The following is a 19352-nucleotide window of genomic DNA, read 5'->3' as shown; positions in this document are numbered from 1 at the left end:
GGGGTTGGCTTGTGTATGCTCCGTCCACGTTTCGGGCCCATGCTCACTCTTATAAGAACAACAACATTGCACAAGACCCTCAGCTCAGACCTGTCGGGCCCCTCTGTGGAACCCCGGGTCATCCGCAAGCATTACGCCGTCGAAATGGCGGTCGAACGCACGCGCCTGCTGTATCAGGGCTCGCTGCTGCCGACGATGTTCATGTTACTCAATGGTCTGGTCTGCGCCGCTTTGCTCTGGAGCCCGCAGCGCTATTTCGTGGTCAGCATCTGGCTGGTCTGGTTGTTGTCGCTGGTGGCACTGCGGGTGATTCAGGTCGCGGCGTTCGATTCGGCGATCCCGGATCGCCAGGCCCAGCCGATCTGGTTTCGCATGTTCCTGCTCGGCTCGACCATGACCGGTCTGACCCTGGCCGGTGCCGGCATCGCCCTGGTGCCCGCCGACAACTTCATGCAGCAAGCCTGGGTGTTCGGCCTGATCGGTGCCGCGACGTTATCGGCCAGCGTTGCCTACGCCGTCAGCCTGCCGGCGTTTCTGTCCTTTACCTTGCCGTGCCTGCTGCCGGCGATAGGCTACCTGTTCTGGGGCGGTGATGAGCAGGCGCGCGGTTGGGGCTGGCTCGGGCTGATTCTGCTCGGTTCGCTGAGCGTGGTCGCCTGGCAGGTCAATCGGCTGATTGATCGTGGCTTGCTGCGACGGTTTCAGAATCAGCACCTGATCGAACACCTGCAGCAAGCGCAGAACCGCAGCGAGCAGCTCAATCAGGCGCTGGCCAAGGAGATCGAACAGCGGCGCTGTGCCGAGGGCCAATTGCGTGAAGCACAGATCGAGCTGGAAGACCGCGTGGCCCAGCGCAGCCGCGAGCTGGACGTGGCCAATCAGGCGCTGAGCAAAAGCGAAGCCCGGCTGGCCCTGGCGTTGAAGGCCAGTGAGCTGGGGCTGTGGGACTGGAACCTGCAGACCGACGAAGTCCATCACACGCAGATTCAGGAGTTGTTCGGCCTCGCGCCTGAATACGTCACGGCGATCCTGCGCGACCTCAAGCCACGCCTGCACCCGGAGGATGTGCCAGGGCTCAAGCAGGCGCTGATCGAACACCTGAAAGGGCGCACCGAGGACTATCAGATCGAATACCGCGTGCGTCACGGCGACGGCCATTGGGTGTGGATCGAGGATCGCGGCCGCGCCGTGGAGCGCAGTGACAGTGGGCGGGTGATCCGCATGGTCGGCACCCGGCGCGACATCAGCGCGAGCAAAAGCCTCGAAGAACAGCAGCGACTGGCGGCCACGGTGTTCGAAGCGGCCAGTGAAGGCATCGTCATTCTCGACCCGAACTATGCCTTGATCGCGATCAATCAGGCGTTCAGCCGCGTCACCGGTTATGACATTGAAGACATGCTCGGACGCAACGTCGTCGAGCTGCCGTGCAGTCGTGATGCGCGGCGACATTACGTTTCGATCCGCCACGCGCTGGAGCAGTACGGCAGTTGGCAGGGCGAACTGGTGGAAACCCGCAAGAACGGCGAGCTGTATCCGCAGTGGCTGCAGCTCAACGCGGTGCGCGACAGTCGAGGAAATGTCAGCCATATCGTCGGCTTCTTCGCCGATCTGTCCGCACGGCGCGAATCCGAGGAGCGCATGCGCTTCCTGACGCACTACGATGAGCTGACCGGGCTGGCGAACCGCTCGCTGTTCCGCGAACGCCTGCACGAAGCCCATCAGCGCGTGCGTCAGGGCGGGCGCCGCAGTCTGGCGCTGCTGCACATCAATCTCGATCGCTTCAAGTTGCTCAACGATAGCCTCGGCCACGAGGTGGCGGATCAGCTGTTGCAAAAAATGGCCCGACGTCTGGTCAACGCCTTGCCGGAGGCCGACACCATCGCCCGACTGTCCGGTGATGAATTTGCCGTGCTGTTCGATGCCTACGGCAACCTGTCGAGCCTGGCGCGGGTCGCCACGCGGCTCTCGAGCAAGCTGCGCCTGCCGTTGACGGTCGAAGGGCATGAACTGGTGGTCAGTGCTTCGATGGGCATCAGCATGCTGCCGGACAACGCCCGGGAAATCTCTGCGCTGGTCAGTCAGTCGAACATGGCCATGCAACACGCCAAGCATCTGGGCGGCAACAATTTCCAGTTCTACACCGACAGCCTGCAGGCCAGTACCCTTGAGCGCCTGCAACTGGAAAACCAGCTGCGCAAAGCCATCGAAGACAAGCAGCTCAAGGTGTTCTACCAGCCGAAGCTGTGCCTGCAGACCGGGCGTCTGAATGCGGCGGAAGCGCTGGTGCGCTGGGATCACCCAAGCATGGGCCGGGTGCCGCCGGGGGACTTTATCGGTCTGGCCGAGGAAACCGGACTGATCGGGCCGATCGGCGAGTTTGTGCTGCGCCAAGCCTGCTGGCAGGCGTGCGAGTGGCAGCGGCAAGGGCTGGAGCCGATTCGGGTATCGGTGAACCTGTCGGTGCATCAACTGCGTCAGGGCAAACTGGTCAGTCTGGTGCGCCAGGTGCTGGAAGAAACCGGGCTGGCGCCGCACTACCTCGAACTGGAACTCACCGAGAGCCAACTGCTCGACAGCGTCGAACACATTATCGCGACCTTCCAGCAATTACGCGATCTGGGAGTGAAGCTGGCGATTGATGACTTCGGCACCGGCTATTCGTCGCTCAGTTACCTCAAACGGATCCCGGTGGATTACGTGAAGATCGATCAGGCGTTCATTCGCGGACTGGGGCAGGGCAGCGAGGATGCGGCGATCACTCGGGCGATCATTGCCATGGCTCACGGGCTGTCGTTGAAAGTGGTCGCCGAAGGTGTCGAGCGGCAGGAGCAGCTGGAGTTTTTACGTGCTGAGCGCTGCGACGAAGTTCAGGGGTATCTGATCAGCCGCCCGGTGGAGGCTGAGCGTCTGGCTGGGCTTTTACGCGAACAGGGAAATCCGCTTTAAGGGCTACATGCACTCCATCGCGCCTGATACGGGGACATGGAGTTACGCATTGAGCAGGCAAAAAGCCAATTCATGTAGTATAACTACAAGCGTGCTACATCCTTGCCCATAAGAAGAGTCCAGCCCCTTGAATCTGCTGCAACACATCGCCCAGTCACGTCACCTGTTACGCAAGTCGGAGCTCAAGGTCGCCGACCACGTGCTGCTTGACCCCGCGGCGGTGATGCACAGTTCCATGGCCGATCTGGCCCACAGTGTCGGCATCAGCGAGCCGACCATCGTGCGTTTCTGCCGGGCCATTGGCTGTTCCGGGTTTCAGGATCTCAAACTCAAACTGGCGCAAAGCCTGGCCGCTGGTGCCAGCTTCGGTCAGTTCGCGATCCATGAGGACGACTCGGTCGCCGACTACAGCCTGAAGATTTTCGACACCACCCTGCACACCCTGATGGAGGTTCGCGAGAAGCTCGATCCGGTGGAATTGCAGCGCGCGGTGACGCTGATGTCCCAGGCGCAGCGTGTCGAGTTCTACGGCTTTGGTGCGTCGGGCGCGGTGGCGGCGGATGCGCAGCACAAGTTCTTCCGTCTGCTGCTGACGGCGGCGGCGTATTCCGACCCGCACATGCAGGCGATGTCGGCGGTGACCTTGAAGCCGACCGATGTGGCGATCTGCATTTCCCAGTCCGGGCGCTCCAAGGATCTGCTGATCACCGCCAACCTCGTTCGCGAGAGCGGCGCTTCGCTGATCACCTTGTGCCCGAGCCAGACACCGCTGGCTGAGCTGTCGACCGTCAACCTGGCGATCGATGTGCACGAAGACACCGAGATCTATACACCGCTGACCTCGCGAATCGCGCATCTGGTGGTAATCGACGTGCTGGCGATGGGCGTGGCCATGGCGCGCGGGCCGAGTCTGGTCAACCACCTGAAGAGCGTGAAGCGCAGTCTTCGCAGCCTGCGCCTGTCGCCCAAGGCCGTGAAAGCCTTAGACGATTAACATCAAAAGATCGCAGCCTTCGGCAGCTCCTGTACCGATCCCTGTAGGAGCTGCCGAAGGCTGCGATCTTTTGCTTTTCGGCGGTGGCCTTCATCAAACCGTCATCCCGCCTGCCTATCGTGAAACTCCCGTACTCGCCTTGGGAGACTCGAAATGGCTCAGCCCTACGAAGAACGCAACAGCGCCGCGAAAACTCGTCGTCAGCAGGAAGACCAGCGTCGCATGGAATTCCGTCGTGCGATCGAAGATCGCTTCGAACTCCGTCAGCTTCAGGCTGAAATCGGTGGTTTTCCCGAGGAACTCGAACTTAATCACTGGCAGGCAGCGCCCGCAGCTTCCCGTCGAAGCGCTCAACCAGCGCGCTGATCTGCACCCGTTCGCTGCGGATAAACGCCAGGAAGGCGTGCGCCACCGGTGACAGGCGTTTGGCCTTGGCTTGCACCAGGCACCAGCTGCGAAACAGCGGCAACTCTTCGACCGGCAGCTCGACCAGGCCGCCGGTCGCCAGCTCCAGGTTCAGGGCGTGGCGCGTCAACAGCGCCAGGCCCAGACCCGCCACTACGCATTCGCGCTGGGCTTCAGCCGAGGCCACTTCCTGGGTTTGGGTGAAGTGCACGCGTTTCTCCTTGAAATACTCTTCACAGGCCAGTCGCGTGCCCGAACCCGGTTCGCGGATCAGCAGTGTGTAAGGCTCAAGATCCTGCAGGCGCAGCGGCCCCATGTGTGCCAACGGATGGTCCGGACGCGCGACAGCGACAATCGGATTATTGAGAAACGGCAGGAACTCCAGGCCCATGTCCTGTGGCACCATCGACATGATCACCAGATCATCGCGGTTGTCGGAGAGGCGGCGGATCACTTGGCCACGGTTAACCACCGTCAGTTGCAGATTCACTTCCGGATGCTGGCGCTTGAACGCGGCGAACAGATGCGGCACGAAGTATTTAGCGCTGGATTCCACCGCCAGTTTCAGTTGCCCCTGCAGCGAGCCCTGCATGTCCGACAGCTGCATGTCGAGGTTTTCCAGGCGGCCGAAGATATCCCGGCTGGCGCGCTGCAGGGCTTCGGCGGCCTCGGTCATGTAGAGTTTTTTGCCGACATAATCGAATAATGGTTGCCCGATCAGCTCTTCCAGCTGACGAATCTGTAGGCTGACGGCCGGTTGTGTGAGCGACATTTCATCGGCTGCGCGGCTGTAGGAACGTAAATCACACACTTCGTTGAAAATCTGCAATTGGCGTAATGTCATGCGCATCAAGGACTTACGCATTTTTTATGGGCTCCGACGGCAGGCTGATGGTTTAACTATAAGTCATTGCTTATGCCCGACCCAATTTTTATTCATTTTTGTTAATCCCTTGTGAGGGCTAGTGTGGGGCTGCGACTAAATTGAAACATTTAGTCACGCGTCGACCTGGGTCTAGCAGGTCGTGGTGCCACCGGCTCAAGGGAATTTCCAAGTGATAAAAAAGATCCTGATCGCCAACCGTGGTGAGATTGCCGTACGAATCGTGCGGGCCTGCGCCGAGATGGGCATTCGCTCGGTAGCGATTTTTTCCGACGCCGATCGCCATGCCCTGCATGTGAAGCGTGCGGACGAAGCCCACAGCATCGGTGCCGAGCCACTGGCCGGCTACCTCAACCCGCGCAAGCTGGTGAACCTGGCGGTGGAAACCGGTTGCGATGCATTGCACCCCGGTTACGGCTTCCTTTCGGAAAACGCTGAGCTGGCAGACATCTGCGCCGAACGCGGAATCAAATTCATTGGCCCGTCGGCGGAAGTCATTCGCCGCATGGGCGACAAGACCGAAGCCCGGCGCAGCATGATCAAGGCCGGCGTACCGGTCACCCCGGGCACCGAAGGCAACGTGTCGGGCATCGAAGAAGCCCTGACCGAAGGCGACCGCATCGGTTACCCGGTGATGCTCAAGGCCACCTCCGGTGGTGGCGGGCGCGGCATTCGTCGCTGCAACAGCCGCGAAGAACTCGAACAGAACTTCCCTCGGGTGATCTCCGAAGCGACCAAGGCCTTCGGTTCGGCGGAAGTGTTCCTGGAGAAATGCATCGTCAATCCCAAGCACATCGAAGCGCAGATCCTCGGCGACAGCTTCGGCAATGTGGTGCACCTGTTCGAGCGCGACTGCTCGATCCAGCGCCGCAACCAGAAGCTGATCGAGATCGCCCCGAGCCCGCAACTGACCCCGGAACAGCGCGCCTACATCGGCGACCTGTCGGTGCGCGCAGCCAAGGCCGTGGGTTACGAGAACGCCGGCACCGTGGAGTTCCTGCTCGCCGAGGGCGAGGTGTACTTCATGGAGATGAACACCCGGGTGCAGGTGGAACACACCATCACCGAAGAAATCACCGGGATCGACATTGTTCGTGAGCAGATCCGCATCGCCTCTGGCCTGCCGCTGTCGGTTAAGCAGGAAGACATCCAGCACCGTGGTTTCGCGTTGCAGTTCCGCATCAACGCTGAGGATCCGAAAAACAACTTCCTGCCGAGCTTCGGCAAGATCACCCGCTACTACGCCCCCGGCGGCCCCGGCGTGCGTACCGACACAGCGATCTACACCGGGTACACCATTCCGCCGTTCTACGATTCGATGTGCCTGAAACTGGTGGTCTGGGCGTTGACCTGGGAAGAGGCGATGGACCGGGGCCTGCGCGCCCTCGACGACATGCGTCTGCAAGGCGTGAAGACCACCGCCGCGTACTACCAGGAAATCCTGCGCAACCCGGAATTCCGTAGCGGCCAGTTCAATACCAGCTTCGTGGAAAGCCACCCGGAACTGACCAACTACTCGATCAAGCGCAAACCCGAAGAGCTGGCCCTGGCCATCGCCGCCGCCATCGCCGCCCACGCAGGCCTGTGAGGAATACAACAATGACCAAGAAAATTTTCGTAACCGACACCATCCTGCGCGACGCCCACCAATCGCTGCTCGCCACCCGCATGCGCACCGAAGACATGCTGCCGATCTGCGACAAGCTCGATAAGGTCGGCTACTGGTCGCTGGAGTGCTGGGGCGGCGCGACGTTCGACGCCTGCGTACGGTTTCTGAAAGAAGATCCGTGGGAGCGCCTGCGCCAACTGCGCGCCGCGCTGCCTAACACTCGTCTGCAAATGCTCCTGCGTGGGCAGAACCTGCTCGGCTATCGCCACTACAGCGACGACGTGGTCAAAGCTTTCGTTGCCAAGGCAGCGGTCAACGGCATCGACGTGTTCCGCATCTTCGACGCAATGAACGACGTGCGTAACCTGCGCGTAGCGATCGAAGCGGTGAAGGCTGCCGGCAAACACGCTCAGGGCACCATCGCCTATACCACCAGCCCGGTGCACACCATCGACGCGTTCGTGGCGCAGGCCAAGCAGATGGAAGCCATGGGTTGCGACTCGGTGGCGATCAAAGACATGGCCGGTCTGCTCACGCCATACGCCACCGGTGAACTGGTCCGTGCGTTGAAAGCCGAGCAGTCGCTGCCGGTGTTCATCCACTCGCATGACACGGCGGGTCTGGCGGCGATGTGCCAATTGAAAGCCATCGAAAACGGTGCCGATCACATTGATACCGCGATCTCCAGCTTCGCCTCGGGCACCAGCCATCCGGGCACCGAGTCGATGGTTGCTGCGCTCAAAGGCACCGAGTACGACACCGGTCTGAACCTGGAGCTGCTGCAGGAAATCGGTCTGTACTTCTACGCCGTGCGCAAGAAGTACCACCAGTTCGAAAGCGAGTTCACCGCCGTCGATACCCGCGTGCAAGTCAACCAGGTACCGGGCGGGATGATCTCCAACCTCGCCAACCAGCTGAAAGAGCAGGGCGCACTGAACCGCATGGCCGAAGTGCTGGCGGAAATCCCGCGGGTGCGTGAAGACCTCGGTTTCCCGCCGCTGGTAACGCCGACCTCGCAGATCGTTGGTACCCAGGCGTTCTTCAACGTGCTGGCCGGCGAGCGTTACAAGACCATCACCAACGAAGTGAAGCTGTACCTGCAGGGCGGTTACGGCAAGGCGCCGGGCGTGGTTAACGAAAAACTGCGTCGTCAGGCCATCGGCAGCGAAGAGGTGATCGACGTACGTCCGGCCGATCTGCTCAAGCCGGAGATGACCAAGCTGCGTGCCGACATTGGCGCACTGGCCAAGTCTGAAGAAGACGTGCTGACTTTCGCCATGTTCCCGGACATCGGCCGCAAATTCCTCGAAGAGCGTGCCGCCGGCACCCTCGTTCCGGAAGTGCTGTTGCCGATCCCTGAGGCCGGCGGTGTGGCGAAGGCCGGTGGCGAAGGCGTACCGACCGAGTTTGTCATCGACGTCCACGGCGAAACCTACCGCGTCGACATCACCGGTGTCGGCGTGAAGGCCGAAGGCAAGCGTCACTTCTACCTGTCCATCGACGGCATGCCGGAAGAAGTGGTGTTCGAACCGCTCAACGAGTTCGTCGGCGGTGGCAGCAGCAAACGCAAACAAGCATCGGCACCGGGCCACGTCAGCACCACCATGCCGGGCAACATCGTCGATGTGCTGGTCAAGGAAGGCGACACCGTCAAGGCCGGTCAGGCGGTGCTGATCACCGAAGCGATGAAGATGGAAACCGAAGTTCAGGCAGCGATTGCCGGCAAGGTCACCGCCATCCATGTGGCCAAGGGCGACCGGGTGAATCCTGGCGAAATCCTGATCGAGATCGAAGGCTGAGATAACTGCCGCGATTCAACGTTTTAAACCTCGGGGGGGCATGTGCTCCCCTTTTTTTGCCTGCAATATGGTGTTCTTTGTAGGAGCTGCCGCAGGCTGCGATCTTTTGATCTTCAAGAGCAAAGTCAAAAGATCGCAGCCTGCGGCAGCTCCTACACTAGCGTTGTGTCAGAACGCCATGCGCCACTGACCCGTCACGCCGTAGCTACGGCTATCAGAGCCGGCTTCGCCGCTGATGCCGACGCCCAGGGTGTTGCGAGTGGACAGCGTAAGGTCCAGACCTGCATCCAAGGTGAAGCTGTTGCGATCCATCTCGGCACCGATCACCCCGAAGCTTTTACCACCCTTGACCAGTTGTTGGCGCGTTTCGTTACTCAGATCGCCGTAGGTGTGTTTCATGCTCGCGCTGAGACGTGGCGTCAACTGCATGCCATTGGACAGGTGACTGGTGTTCGCCAGGCGCAGGCCGAAGGTGCTGCTCGGATTCGCCTGGGTCTGACCCTGAACCTTGAGCGCCGCATCGCCACCTTTCTCGGTGTAACCGTCACGCTGGTAGCGTTGATAACCGACGCTGGCGAACGGTTCGATGCTGACGCTACCAGGTCCCAGGTTGTAGCCGACTTCGGCAAAAACCTGCTGGGTGCTGGCGTCATAGCTACTCTTGAGGCGATCACTGAAACCCTTGAAGGCAACGCGACGTTTGCCACTACCGTCATGACTGCCGTACGAGGCCCCCAAACGCAGGGCAAACGGGCCGTCCTGACGTAGCGCGTAGGCGCCGAGGTGCCAGCTGTCGAGATCACCGTCGAACTGCCGGGCATCGAAGCGGGTTTGCGCTTTTGCGCCCATCAGGCCGACATGCCATTGCTCGTCGATTCGCCAGTCGGCCCCCATGATCAGACCTTGAGTGGAATGCTTCAGGACACCGTCGGCGTCCCGGTCGACCTTGCCCCCATTTCCCAGCGCTTGCAGCCAGACCCGTCCATTGCCTTCATCGGAAGCAGCCAGAGGTGGTGCATTCCCTGAGCTCTGCGCTCTGACGCGGTTGTCCAGTTGATGCATGGCCGAAAGCATGCTGGCGCTGAGCGGATTGACGCTGCTCAGTGTGGCTTTGGCGAGGTTGGCGTTGCTGCCGGCGGCGAGTTGTTCGAGAGCCACGCTGGCCGTTGGCTTGCTGGCGCCGAGCAGGGCCGTGACAGCAGTATTTTGAGGTGTGACCGCGCCCATGGCTGTGCTTGGTTGGCGAGGTGCCGCAGTTTCTTGAGGTTGCTGAGGTTGCTGAGGTTGCTGAGGTTGTTGAGGTTGCTGAGGGGTGGAGGGTGTCTCGTCAATGCTTTGCGCGAGCGCCTGACTATTCTGCGTGGTCGCAAGTTTTTCAAGCGGCACACCGTTACGGGCATAGAGCAAGCCCACTCGTTGTGTTTCGTAGTGCAGCGTCGGGGTCATGTATGCCAGATCGTTTTCAACGGTGCCGAACTGTCCCTCAATCTTTCCCGCTTCCAGAATGGTGTGCTGACTGCTTTGCGGGTAGTCGCCGGCGGTGACGAGTTTCAGGGTGGCGTCACCCAAATGAGCGGTTCCCTTGACGATCACGGTGGGACTGTTGCCGGAGGCATCCACGGCATAGGCCAGCATGGCAGAACGGGCCAGGCGCAGATCTCCCGCGACCTTGGGTGCGCCATAGACATCGTCGACGGTCATGCGTCCGTACACGTTCAAATGATTAATCGCACCATTCCCGGCTATATGGCCGTTTTCCTGAACCTCCACAATGCCGTCAATCAGGCCCTGGTTGGTCAGGTCACCGCCAGACGCGACAGTGGCGCCACCATTGATCGCCCCTTTGTTGATCAAGATGCCCTCGGTCACTGCCGTACCCAGAATTTGCCCTTCATTGACCAGCAATGCCTTTGGATGAACCAGTACACCGAGGCTGAAATCACCCGGTCCGCTGCGGGTCCAGCTCCCGCGCCTGACCTCCAGCCCACTGAAGTTACGGGTTTCACCCAGCACGCCTTTCCTGTTCGCGTCGAGTTGCAGCAGGTTGTCGCCCCCGCCACCGTCGACGAGGCCGGCGAAGCTGCCCCGAGATTGCACGGTGACAAGGTCATTGCGCTCATCAAGCGCCAGCGCCACACCCTCCTGTGCCGGATAGGCTTTGCTGACCTTCAGCTGGACGGTTTCCGGATGATTAGCGAAAGCGGTGATCGCTGATTTGAATGTTTTAGGGGAGGCGGCAGAGATGCCTTGAGTGTCGGGCGGTGCGTCCTGGGCGATGGACAGATCGGCACATCCCATGGCCAAAGCAATGGCTAATGTCAGGTGTTTTGGTCGAAAGTGGAATTGAACGGGCATCGAGTTCAGCCTCTCGTGGAAGGAGGCCAAACTCTAAGTTGGAGCCGGCAGGCGCCGATGTCAGCCGGATCGCTCGGTGCTGCGGGCTGCGTCTGTTTGATCTTCGGAAAAGAGCGGCTCGACAAAAATTGGCGGATTACGTCGTGCCGTCGCGTTGTCTTTTCCTACAAATTGAATTGCCATTAGCCGCTTGTAATGATCAGAAACTCATTTGCCACTGCCAATCAACCCGTGGTTGCGACTGTTGCTTCCAATCTCGCCGCTACAGGGCGAGAAAGGCATGGATGGAGGGCCTTTTGTTATTAGCGGGCCGTCCGTATAGCGAGGGGTTCTTACAGAATGAAGTCGGAGCATAACCTGCATTACTTTGCGTTCAGATGATCTTAAGCTCAGTCGTATCTGCATTTTGTTGCAGATTGCAACGCCCCATCATCCGTCGAAATGCACTATATTGCATCTGAGGGCAATAAATCCTCTGTTTGAATGCAATTAAATGCAGGTGTTGAGACATGTACGACCTGACATTACAGATATTCAGTGCTGGAAAATGGCACGACGCAATGATTCTAAGGTTCGACAATCCTGAAAAGGGGTTCGAAAGTCGCTGCAGTTTCGGCTACGAGACGCCATACCTTGTCGAAAATATTGAAGCCATAGGCTCTCCGTTTTCCAAGGCCGTCAGTGCGTTGTATCCATTGGATTGGGAAGGGCGACGCTCCAGTACGCCCGCATTTGTCTATGACATTGCCCCCGCAGGAGCAGCAAAAAGATTTCTGCTTGCGCATCTGGGGCAGGAGAAACCGGCGCATATCGGTGCCGATCTGTATCTGCTCGGCCAGAGCACTCCAGCCCCCATTGGCAATATGCGCATAAAAGAGTCGGCCGAGGCTGTCGATGAGCGTGAGCCCATCGGATTCAAGCGTGAGGATGTTGTTCACCGCGACAGTCGCTTTCTGGAATATGCCTATGAGCAAGGTGCGGCAATTGGTGGTGCTACAGGGGCAGGCGGTGAAGCACCGAAGCTATTGTTGACTGAAAACAAGGCCGGCCTTTTGTACCCCGATGCGGTATTGGGCGATGAAGAGGTCAGGCAGCATTGGTTTATAAAATTTGCCAGAAACAAAGGAAGTCTGGTCGATCAAGATATCCTGCGCAGCGAGTTCCATTACTACAAGGCGCTTCAGAAACTCGGCATTGAAACGATCGCGGTAGAAGGTTTGGCACTAGAAGAGGCGAGTAAGCCGAGCTTGTGGATGCAGCGCTTTGATCGAGAAGTAACGAACGGTGAAGTCAGTCGTTTTGCTGTCGAGTCGATTTATTCACTGGCTCAAGTAACGGCGCCGGGAAGTGCAATGAACCATATGGATGTCATCCGCATGCTCGCCGGGCTCTGGCGAAAAGCAGGACAGGCCAGTCAGATTCCCGAACTTGTGACGGATTACTTACGTCGGGACCTGATCAACAAGATCCTCGGTAACTCGGATAACCATGGTCGTAACACCGCGATAATTCGCCAGGAAAGTTCGTTTCGTCTGGCGCCGATCTATGACTTGGCCCCGATGGTCATGGATGACGAGGGTGTGACCCGGACAACCAAATGGCCAAAAGATCTGGAGAGGGCGGGAGAGGTCGATTGGCGGGGAGTGTGCCGCGCATTGGTTGATATCACCGATCCCAAAGACCCTTTGGCAGGTTTGACTGACGCATTAGATCCTTTCGAACGCTTGCGTGAAGATGCCCAGCGTCTGTCGGCGCTCCCCGACATATTGACGGCGAGTGGTTTGCCCGACAGAACGATGAACCACCCGGGAATCCATCTGAAAAATCTGGAGCAACGTTTGAAAGAGTGGGATCTGAAATGAGCATGACGGTAGCCGAGCGCACGGTGCTCATCGAAAACATTCAAGAGGCGCTGGCCCAAGGGACACTGGAGATCGGTGAAGCGGTTCGTCGTCTACGCGTGGAAGTGACCGGTCTGCATCAAACCCAGTTTGCCAGGATGTGCAAAATATCGGTTCGCACGCTGGTGCATATCGAGCACGGCGAGGGCAATCAGACATTGAAATCGTTGAATGCGGTGTTTCGTCCGTTTGGACTGAAAATGGGCGTGGTGCGGATCCGACGAGAGATCAATTAAAACCCGACGCTGCCGCAAGGTGCTGATTAACCTAGCTACGCCGCACATAAGCCTTTCCGTAATACCGCTCCATGCGCGCCTGGATCAGCTCCAGGCCGATCGACATCAGCCAGTAAATGATCGCCGCCGTGGTCAGCATCTCGATGTAGCGGTAGCTCGAGCGTCCGTAGGACTGCGCCAGAAACATCACTTCCCAGACGCCCATCACCGAGATCAGTGACGAGTCCTTGAGCATCGAGATGAACTGGTTGGTGGTCGGCGGGATGATCGTGCGCATCGCCTGGGGCAGGGTGATGCGCCAGAAGATCACGCTCTCGCGCATGCCCAGCGCCAGCGAAGCTTCACGCTGGCCATAGGGCACGCCGAGGATGCCGGCGCGGAAAATCTCGCTGAGGTACGCGCCGTAGTTGAGTGACAGGGCAATGATCCCGGCCACCACTGCACCGGGCACCACGCCCAGTTGCGGCAGGCCGAGGTAGATCAGCAGGATCTGGATCAGCAGCGGCGTGCCGCGAAAGAACGAGGTGTAGAAACTGGCGATCCCGAATGCCACGGCGCTTTTCGACAGGCGCGCCAGAGCGGTGACGAAGCCCAGCAAAGACGAAGCGACGATCGCGCAGGCGCAGAGAAACAGGGTCAGTGCCGCGCCCTGCAGAAAGCCGTTGGGCGCCAGGTGCACGCCGAGCAGATTCGGCAGCTTGTCGAGGATGATCGAGAGCTTCAGATCGAAGCTGAGGAAAAACCCGGCGAACAGGCTGAACATCGCCGCCCACGTCAGGTACAGGCGCGTGCGGAAACCTAACAGCCGTTGCAGGCGCGATTCAGCCACCGGTTGCGGCGGCTGTGGAGGTGTCGGGAAGGCAGTCATTGGCTGATATCGGCGCCGATCCATTTCTGCGACAGCTTGCTCAGCGTGCCGTCCTGCTTGAGTTGCGCGAACACCTCGCGCACTTTGGCGTCCCACTCGGCATCACCCTTTTCGATGGCCACCGAGTTCGGCTCCGAGTACAGCGGCGCGCCGGCCAGTTTGAAACGCTGATCCTGATTCAGGCGCGGCTGCGCGGTCACCAGATTGGTGAGGATGGCATCCAGGCGCACACCGGCGCCCAGGCCCAGATCCTGGAAGGCGACGTTGTCGGTATCGTACGGTGCGATCTGCACATCCTCGAACGGGTACTCCAGGCGCGTGTCTTCGGCGCCTTCGATGACCAGATTCTTGTTCAGATAGCTTTCGTAGCTGGAGGCGCTGGTCAGGCCGACTTTCTTGCCGCTCAAGTCTTTGGCGCCGTGGATGCGATCGTCCTTGGCGTTGACCACGATCACGGCGGGCGAGGCGTAGTACTCGACCGGGAAATCGAACACTTCGGCGCGTGCCTTGCTCGGAGTCATGGAGCAGATGCAGATGTCATAGCGCCCGCTCCATCGGCCGGCAGCGATCACGTCCCAGGATGGTGTTTCGAGGCGCAGCTTGACCCCAAGCTTGTCCGCAACGGCTTTGGCCACGTCCACGTCGAAGCCGTCGAGCTGATTCTGCTCATTGAGAAACGAGAAGGGTGGGTAGCTTTCCATCAGCACGCCGACCAGTTGTTTTTTCTGTTCGACGCGATCGAGTGTGGCGCCGCCGAAGGCTTGAGTGGACGCGGCCAGAATCGTCAGGCCCAGGGCCAGTAGCGGTTGAAGTTTCACAGTCGACACCTGAAAAAAGGGGTTGTTATTAACCGAATGGTGCGTATTAAATAGTTATAAGAACTACTCTGGTAGTGAGTAATTTTCATAAGCATATGAGCGAAAAGCATATGGGCACAGCAAGCACGGTAATTCTCGATGGCGGCATGGGCCGTGAGTTGCAACGCGCCGGGGCGCCGTTTCGGCAGCCCGAGTGGTCGGCGCTGGCCCTGATCGAAGCACCGCAAGCGGTCGAAGCGGTGCACGCCGCCTACATCGCCAGCGGCGCCAATGTGATCACCAGCAACAGCTATGCGGTCGTGCCGTTTCACATCGGCGAGGCGCGGTTTGCCGCTGAAGGTCAGGCACTGGCGGCGTTGGCCGGAGAGCTGGCGCAGCGTGCGGTGCAGGCCTCGGGCAAAGCGGTGCGAGTGGCCGGTTCGTTGCCGCCGCTGTTCGGCTCCTATCGCCCGGACCTGTTCGAAGCGGCGCGGGTGAACGAATTGCTGACGCCACTGGTGACCGGGCTGGCGCCATATGTCGACCTGTGGCTGGCGGAAACCCAGAGCTCGATCATCGAGGCGCGTTCCATTCGCGCCGGTCTGCCGCAGGACGGCAAACCGTTCTGGCTGTCGTTTACTTTGAAGGATGAAGACACCGACGAGGTGCCGCGTCTGCGTTCCGGCGAACCGGTGGCCGAAGCAGCGGCGGTGGCGGCGGAATTGGGCGTCGAGACGCTGCTGTTCAATTGCAGCCAGCCGGAAGTGATCGGTGCGGCGATTGATGCGGCGCGCGATACCTTCGAACGCCTGGGTGTGCAGATTCACATCGGCGCGTATGCCAACGCGTTTCCACCGCAACCGAAAGAGGCGACCGCTAACGACGGTCTCGATCCGTTGCGCGACGATCTGGATCCGCCGGGGTATCTGCACTGGGCGAAGGATTGGCAGCAGCGTGGTGCCAGTCATCTGGGCGGTTGCTGCGGGATCGGCCCGGAACACATCGCGGTGCTTGCACAAAAGCTGGGGTAAACAACAGATCAAAAGATCGCAGCCTGCGGCAGCTCCTTCATGGGATTGACGTTCACCCTGTAGGAGCTGCCGCAGGCTGCGATCTTTTGCTTTGACGATTTAATTACGGCACTCGACCAAACCTTTCACCTGCCCGGTCGGCGTCTGGTTGGCATCGCTCAACCACCGCTCGAACCCTGCCGCAATCGCCGGCCACTCCGAATCCACAATCGAATACCACGCGGTATCGCGGTTCTGGCCCTTGACCACCATGTGCTGACGGAACACGCCTTCGAAGCTGAAGCCCAGGCGTTCGGCGGCGTATTTGGAGCGGGCGTTGCCGTTGTTGCACTTCCATTCCAGGCGACGATAGCCCTGTTCGAAGGCGTATTTGGCCAACAGGTAAACCGCTTCGGTACTCTTCGGTGAACGTTGCATCGGCGCACCGAAGGTGACGTGGCCGATCTCGATGCGCCCCTGCGCCGGGACGATCGACATCAGGCTCAGAATGCCTTGCACCTCGCCCGTGACGCGGTCAATCACGCTGAAGAAATACGGATCGCTGCTGGCCGCGTGGTTGTTCAACCAGTCATTGAAAACGCTGCGCTCGGGGAACGGCCCATAGGGCAAGTAATCCCACAGCTTCGGGTCGGCGCCGGGGCCTTCGAGGGCGTTGAACAACTCGTCGCCGTGGCGCGCCGGGTCGAGGCGTTCCAGGCGGATGAACCGGCCTTCGAGTAAGGTGGCGGTGGGGGCGGGGACGCCTTTCCAGTCGGCAAGTGCAGTGGTCATGTACGCGGCTCCTTAAATGGCTTTGCGAAACTGGATGAATCCCGTGCGCTCGGCGATGCGCTCGTAGAGCTGAATCGCGGTGGCATTGGTTTCGTGGGTCAGCCAATGCACTTTGCAGCAACCGTCGGCCTTGGCAGTGGCGTAGACGTGTTCGATCAGCAAGCGACCGACGCCGGTGCCACGAGTCTCCGGTGCCACCAACAGATCCTGCAAGTAGCAGGAGTTTTCGATGCTCCAATTGGAGCGGTGATAAATGAAATGCACCATGCCCACTGCTTTACCGTCGGCCCAGGCGAGGGCGGCGTGGGTCGGCTCGCTCGGGTCGAGGAAACGCTGCCAGGTGCTCTGCGTGACGGCCTCCGGCAACTCGGTATTGTAGAAGCGCAGGTAGGCCTGCCACAGCGGCAACCAGGCGGCGTGATCACCGGCAGTCACCGGGCGGATCTGGATCTGACTCATGCTGATTTCCTTAACGCATCAAGTGGGCGAGGGTTCGGTCGGCGATGTCGGGACTGGCAGCCAGGCCTTCGCGCACGCCGGCAATGTCTTCGGCGCTGCGGTTCTGGCTGAGCTTGCGCTTGCCTTCGAGGCGGTCGATGGGAATGGCGAAACCGACGATGGCCTTGAGCATGCCGTCGATGTAGTCGGCCGGCGCATCGTCGACCTTCCACGGTTGTGCGCGACCGGCTTCATGGCGATCAGTCAGCGTGCTGACGATGTCGAGCAGGCGCCCGCCGTCGCTGAAGGTTTCGGCGTGGCCGTAGGCGTGCACGGCGACGTAGTTCCAGGTCGGCACGACTTTGCCGTGCTCAGTCTTGCTTGGGTAAAACCCCGGGCTGACGTAGGCGTCGGGGCCGGCAAATATCAGCATCGCTTCAGCGCCGTCGCGCAGGTCTTTCCATTGCGGATTGGCTTTGGCCAGGTGCCCGTACAGCGTGCCGTTCGGGCCTTGTTCGCGGTGCAGCAGCACCGGTACATGGCTGGCTTGCAGGCCGTTTTCACCGTGGCTCACCAGAATCGCGAGGCGAGTGGCGAGGATCAGTTCGTGCAGTTGCGACAGTTCGTCGATGGCAAAGGCGCGGGGCGTGTACATGGAGAGATTTTCCTTGGCGAATGCCTGCATCCTAGGCAGGCTATTGGTCTGTTGTAAGAGCCATTGATGACCAATTTCATAGGTCCATTGCCATGCCCGAGTCGCCCACGCTGTCCATGCCATTCAATCCGGCCGGTATCGAGCTCGACCGCCGTCAGGGTTTGAGCCGCCAGCTCTACCAGGCGCTGCGTTTGCGCGTGCTGGACGGGCGTCTGGCCAGTGGCACACGGCTGCCGGCCAGCCGTGATCTGGCGACGGCGTTGGCGATTTCCCGCAACAGCGTGGTGCGCGCCTACGATCAGCTGTACGCCGAAGGCTTCATCGAAGGCCGGATCGGGGACGGCACGTATGTCGCCCAGTTGCCGCAAAGCGCATTGCCCACGAAAAAATTATCCACAAAAGTATCCACAGGCTTTTCAACAGGCTTACCCACAGCCTTATCCACAAATTGGCTGGATTTACCTGTGGTTTCATCCAGTAAAGTTATCCACAGCGACGCATTGCGGCGAGTTGAAAACAATCATCTGGCCCTGCCACCCAGTGGTCCGCCGCGTGCTTTTCGGGTCGGCGTTCCAGCCTTCGATCTGTTCCCGTTTGACGTCTGGGCCAAGCTGAACGCGGCTTTCTGGCGCAAGCCGGATTTGCAGCAGTTGTGTTATGGCGATCCGGCGGGCGATGCGCGGTTGCGCGGGATGATCGCGGCCTATTTGCGCAGCTCACGGGGCATGCAGTGCACGGCTGAGCAAATTGTGATCACCAGTGGCGCACAGCAGGGCATAAGCCTTTGTGCACAGTTGCTGGTAGCGCCGGGCGACGGCGTAGCGATTGAAAATCCCGGGTATCGAGCGGCCGGTCATGCCTTCGCCGTGGCCGGTGCCCGGTTGCACGGGGTGGCGGTGGACAGCGAGGGAATCGACTGTCAGCAACTGGCAGGACTGACCGATTGCCGCCTGACCTATGTCACGCCATCCCACCAGTACCCCACGGGGGTGGTAATGAGTCTGGCCCGCCGCCTCGAATTGCTGGCGTGGGCCGAGCGCACGCAGGGCTGGATCGTCGAGGATGATTACGATGGCGAGTATCGTTACAGCGGCGCGCCGCTGGCGCCTTTGGCCGCTCTCGATCGACAGGGGCGAGTGCTGTATGTCGGCACGTTCGGCAAGGTCGCGTTCCCGGCATTGCGCCTGGGGTATCTGGTGTTGCCGCCGGGGTTGGTGGAGGCCTTTGCGCAAAGGCGTGCGGTGGATGTGCGTCACTCCGAAGTCAGTACCCAGGCGGTGATGGCCGAGTTCATGGCCGCCGGGCATTTCCAGCGGCACATCCGACGCATGCGCCGCGCGGCGCTGAGCCGACGCAATGTCCTGCTCGGTGGCTGGCCGCAGAATATTGCGGGCGTCGGCCAGTTGCCCGGCGTTGCCGCCGGGTTGCACCTGAGCGTACCGGTCGCCAGTGTGGCGCGAGAAAGCCAACTGATCGAACTGGCGCGTAGCGTTGACGTCGAGATCAATGGTCTGAGCAGCTATTGGCTGCCTGATTCCACGACCCCGGTCGACCAGCGCGCCGGACTGGTGCTGGGCTTTGCCGCGGTGCCTGAGCGCGCAATCGAAGCGGCGCTCGAGCGTTTGCGAACCGTGTGGCACACCCTCTGAAGCGGGCCCGGATCG

General features: G+C 60.2%; 16 protein-coding genes. 9 read left to right on the top strand and 7 right to left on the bottom strand.

What is annotated here, in order from left to right:
- Positions 1 to 15 precede the first annotated feature (15 nt).
- The 3 genes from JN524_RS10010 (at position 16) to JN524_RS10000 (ending at position 4306) form a co-directional block, all read left to right on the top strand.
- Positions 16 to 2946 (top strand): GGDEF domain-containing phosphodiesterase, encoded by a 2931-nt coding sequence (locus JN524_RS10010; protein WP_202369240.1) that lies wholly within the window; start codon positions 16 to 18, stop codon positions 2944 to 2946.
- 127 nt (positions 2947 to 3073) lie between these two features.
- Entirely contained in the window at positions 3074 to 3940 is an 867-nt protein-coding gene (gene hexR / locus JN524_RS10005; RefSeq protein ID WP_007962240.1) for a transcriptional regulator HexR, read from the top strand.
- A 153-nt stretch (positions 3941 to 4093) separates the two neighbouring features.
- Complete coding sequence (locus JN524_RS10000) at positions 4094 to 4306, top strand: PA3496 family putative envelope integrity protein (RefSeq protein WP_202369239.1); 213 nt, start codon at positions 4094 to 4096, stop codon at positions 4304 to 4306.
- Here the strand turns inward: JN524_RS10000 and JN524_RS09995 are convergent.
- On the bottom strand, positions 4248 to 5210 hold the full coding sequence (locus tag JN524_RS09995) for a LysR family transcriptional regulator (RefSeq protein ID WP_097089426.1): 963 nt from the start codon (positions 5208 to 5210) through the stop codon (positions 4248 to 4250). The two genes, JN524_RS10000 and JN524_RS09995, sit on opposite strands and share 59 nt — an antisense overlap.
- 190 nt (positions 5211 to 5400) lie before the next feature.
- Here JN524_RS09995 and JN524_RS09990 point away from each other — a divergent pair, with 190 nt between their 5' ends.
- Entirely contained in the window at positions 5401 to 6816 is a 1416-nt protein-coding gene (locus JN524_RS09990) for an acetyl-CoA carboxylase biotin carboxylase subunit (protein WP_027610345.1), read from the top strand.
- Positions 6817 to 6827: 11 nt separating this feature from the next.
- Positions 6828 to 8636, top strand: coding sequence for a sodium-extruding oxaloacetate decarboxylase subunit alpha (gene oadA, locus JN524_RS09985; RefSeq protein WP_202369238.1), 1809 nt, complete (start codon positions 6828 to 6830; stop codon positions 8634 to 8636).
- A gap of 168 nt (positions 8637 to 8804) precedes the next feature.
- Here oadA and JN524_RS09980 read toward each other — a convergent pair whose 3' ends face one another.
- On the bottom strand, positions 8805 to 10991 hold the full coding sequence (locus JN524_RS09980; protein WP_202369237.1) for an autotransporter outer membrane beta-barrel domain-containing protein: 2187 nt from the start codon (positions 10989 to 10991) through the stop codon (positions 8805 to 8807).
- A gap of 509 nt (positions 10992 to 11500) precedes the next feature.
- Here JN524_RS09980 and JN524_RS09975 point away from each other — a divergent pair.
- On the top strand, positions 11501 to 12853 hold the full coding sequence (locus JN524_RS09975) for a HipA domain-containing protein (RefSeq protein ID WP_202369236.1): 1353 nt from the start codon (positions 11501 to 11503) through the stop codon (positions 12851 to 12853).
- Entirely contained in the window at positions 12850 to 13128 is a 279-nt protein-coding gene (locus JN524_RS09970) for a helix-turn-helix domain-containing protein (RefSeq protein WP_027610348.1), read from the top strand. The genes JN524_RS09975 and JN524_RS09970 overlap by 4 nt, the downstream gene beginning before the upstream one ends.
- 31 nt (positions 13129 to 13159) lie before the next feature.
- On the opposite strand, the gene JN524_RS09965 is transcribed toward JN524_RS09970, so the two are convergent.
- Together JN524_RS09965 and JN524_RS09960 are read right to left on the bottom strand one after the other, a co-directional pair.
- The gene (locus JN524_RS09965) at positions 13160 to 13996 is read right to left on the bottom strand and encodes an amino acid ABC transporter permease (protein ID WP_095137758.1); all 837 of its coding nucleotides are present in this window, start codon (positions 13994 to 13996) and stop codon (positions 13160 to 13162) included.
- Positions 13993 to 14814, bottom strand: a complete 822-nt coding sequence (locus JN524_RS09960; RefSeq protein ID WP_027610350.1) for an ABC transporter substrate-binding protein — start codon at positions 14812 to 14814, stop codon at positions 13993 to 13995. The genes JN524_RS09965 and JN524_RS09960 overlap by 4 nt, the downstream gene beginning before the upstream one ends.
- Before the next feature lie 110 nt (positions 14815 to 14924).
- Between JN524_RS09960 and JN524_RS09955 the strand changes: the two genes are divergently transcribed.
- The gene (locus JN524_RS09955) at positions 14925 to 15824 is read left to right on the top strand and encodes a homocysteine S-methyltransferase family protein (protein ID WP_202369235.1); all 900 of its coding nucleotides are present in this window, start codon (positions 14925 to 14927) and stop codon (positions 15822 to 15824) included.
- Between the two features lie 99 nt (positions 15825 to 15923).
- On the opposite strand, the gene JN524_RS09950 is transcribed toward JN524_RS09955, so the two are convergent.
- Genes JN524_RS09950 through JN524_RS09940 form a run of 3 tightly spaced genes read right to left on the bottom strand, consistent with a single transcriptional unit; the run spans position 15924 to position 17688 of the window.
- Positions 15924 to 16595: a GNAT family N-acetyltransferase gene (locus tag JN524_RS09950; protein ID WP_202369234.1), complete on the bottom strand. Its 672-nt coding sequence runs from the start codon at positions 16593 to 16595 to the stop codon at positions 15924 to 15926.
- Between the two features lie 12 nt (positions 16596 to 16607).
- Positions 16608 to 17054 (bottom strand): GNAT family N-acetyltransferase, encoded by a 447-nt coding sequence (locus JN524_RS09945; RefSeq protein ID WP_202369233.1) that lies wholly within the window; start codon positions 17052 to 17054, stop codon positions 16608 to 16610.
- Positions 17055 to 17064: 10 nt separating this feature from the next.
- Positions 17065 to 17688 (bottom strand): FMN-binding negative transcriptional regulator, encoded by a 624-nt coding sequence (locus JN524_RS09940; protein WP_098966347.1) that lies wholly within the window; start codon positions 17686 to 17688, stop codon positions 17065 to 17067.
- Positions 17689 to 17780: 92 nt separating this feature from the next.
- Here JN524_RS09940 and pdxR point away from each other — a divergent pair, with 92 nt between their 5' ends.
- Positions 17781 to 19337, top strand: a complete 1557-nt coding sequence (gene pdxR, locus JN524_RS09935) for a MocR-like pyridoxine biosynthesis transcription factor PdxR (protein ID WP_202369232.1) — start codon at positions 17781 to 17783, stop codon at positions 19335 to 19337.
- Positions 19338 to 19352 lie beyond the last annotated feature (15 nt).

It is taken from the genome of Pseudomonas sp. MWU318 (assembly GCF_016756945.1).
Classification (GTDB): Bacteria; Pseudomonadota; Gammaproteobacteria; order Pseudomonadales; family Pseudomonadaceae; genus Aquipseudomonas; species Aquipseudomonas putida_A.
This window is presented reverse-complemented; position numbering and strand designations above follow the sequence as displayed.

Bases quoted from the DNA above. Each gene is read 5' to 3' on its own strand.
- JN524_RS10010 (WP_202369240.1), top strand. From the start codon at position 16: ATGCTCCGTCCACGTTTCGGGCCCATGCTCACTCTTATAAGAACAACA.
- JN524_RS10000 (WP_202369239.1), top strand. From the start codon at position 4,094: ATGGCTCAGCCCTACGAAGAACGCAACAGCGCCGCGAAAACTCGTCGT.
- JN524_RS09995 (WP_097089426.1), bottom strand. From the start codon at position 5,210: ATGCGTAAGTCCTTGATGCGCATGACATTACGCCAATTGCAGATTTTC.
- oadA (WP_202369238.1), top strand. From the start codon at position 6,828: ATGACCAAGAAAATTTTCGTAACCGACACCATCCTGCGCGACGCCCAC.
- JN524_RS09980 (WP_202369237.1), bottom strand. From the start codon at position 10,991: ATGCCCGTTCAATTCCACTTTCGACCAAAACACCTGACATTAGCCATT.
- JN524_RS09975 (WP_202369236.1), top strand. From the start codon at position 11,501: ATGTACGACCTGACATTACAGATATTCAGTGCTGGAAAATGGCACGAC.
- JN524_RS09970 (WP_027610348.1), top strand. From the start codon at position 12,850: ATGAGCATGACGGTAGCCGAGCGCACGGTGCTCATCGAAAACATTCAA.
- JN524_RS09965 (WP_095137758.1), bottom strand. From the start codon at position 13,996: ATGACTGCCTTCCCGACACCTCCACAGCCGCCGCAACCGGTGGCTGAA.
- JN524_RS09955 (WP_202369235.1), top strand. From the start codon at position 14,925: ATGGGCACAGCAAGCACGGTAATTCTCGATGGCGGCATGGGCCGTGAG.
- JN524_RS09950 (WP_202369234.1), bottom strand. From the start codon at position 16,595: ATGACCACTGCACTTGCCGACTGGAAAGGCGTCCCCGCCCCCACCGCC.
- JN524_RS09945 (WP_202369233.1), bottom strand. From the start codon at position 17,054: ATGAGTCAGATCCAGATCCGCCCGGTGACTGCCGGTGATCACGCCGCC.
- JN524_RS09940 (WP_098966347.1), bottom strand. From the start codon at position 17,688: ATGTACACGCCCCGCGCCTTTGCCATCGACGAACTGTCGCAACTGCAC.
- pdxR (WP_202369232.1), top strand. From the start codon at position 17,781: ATGCCCGAGTCGCCCACGCTGTCCATGCCATTCAATCCGGCCGGTATC.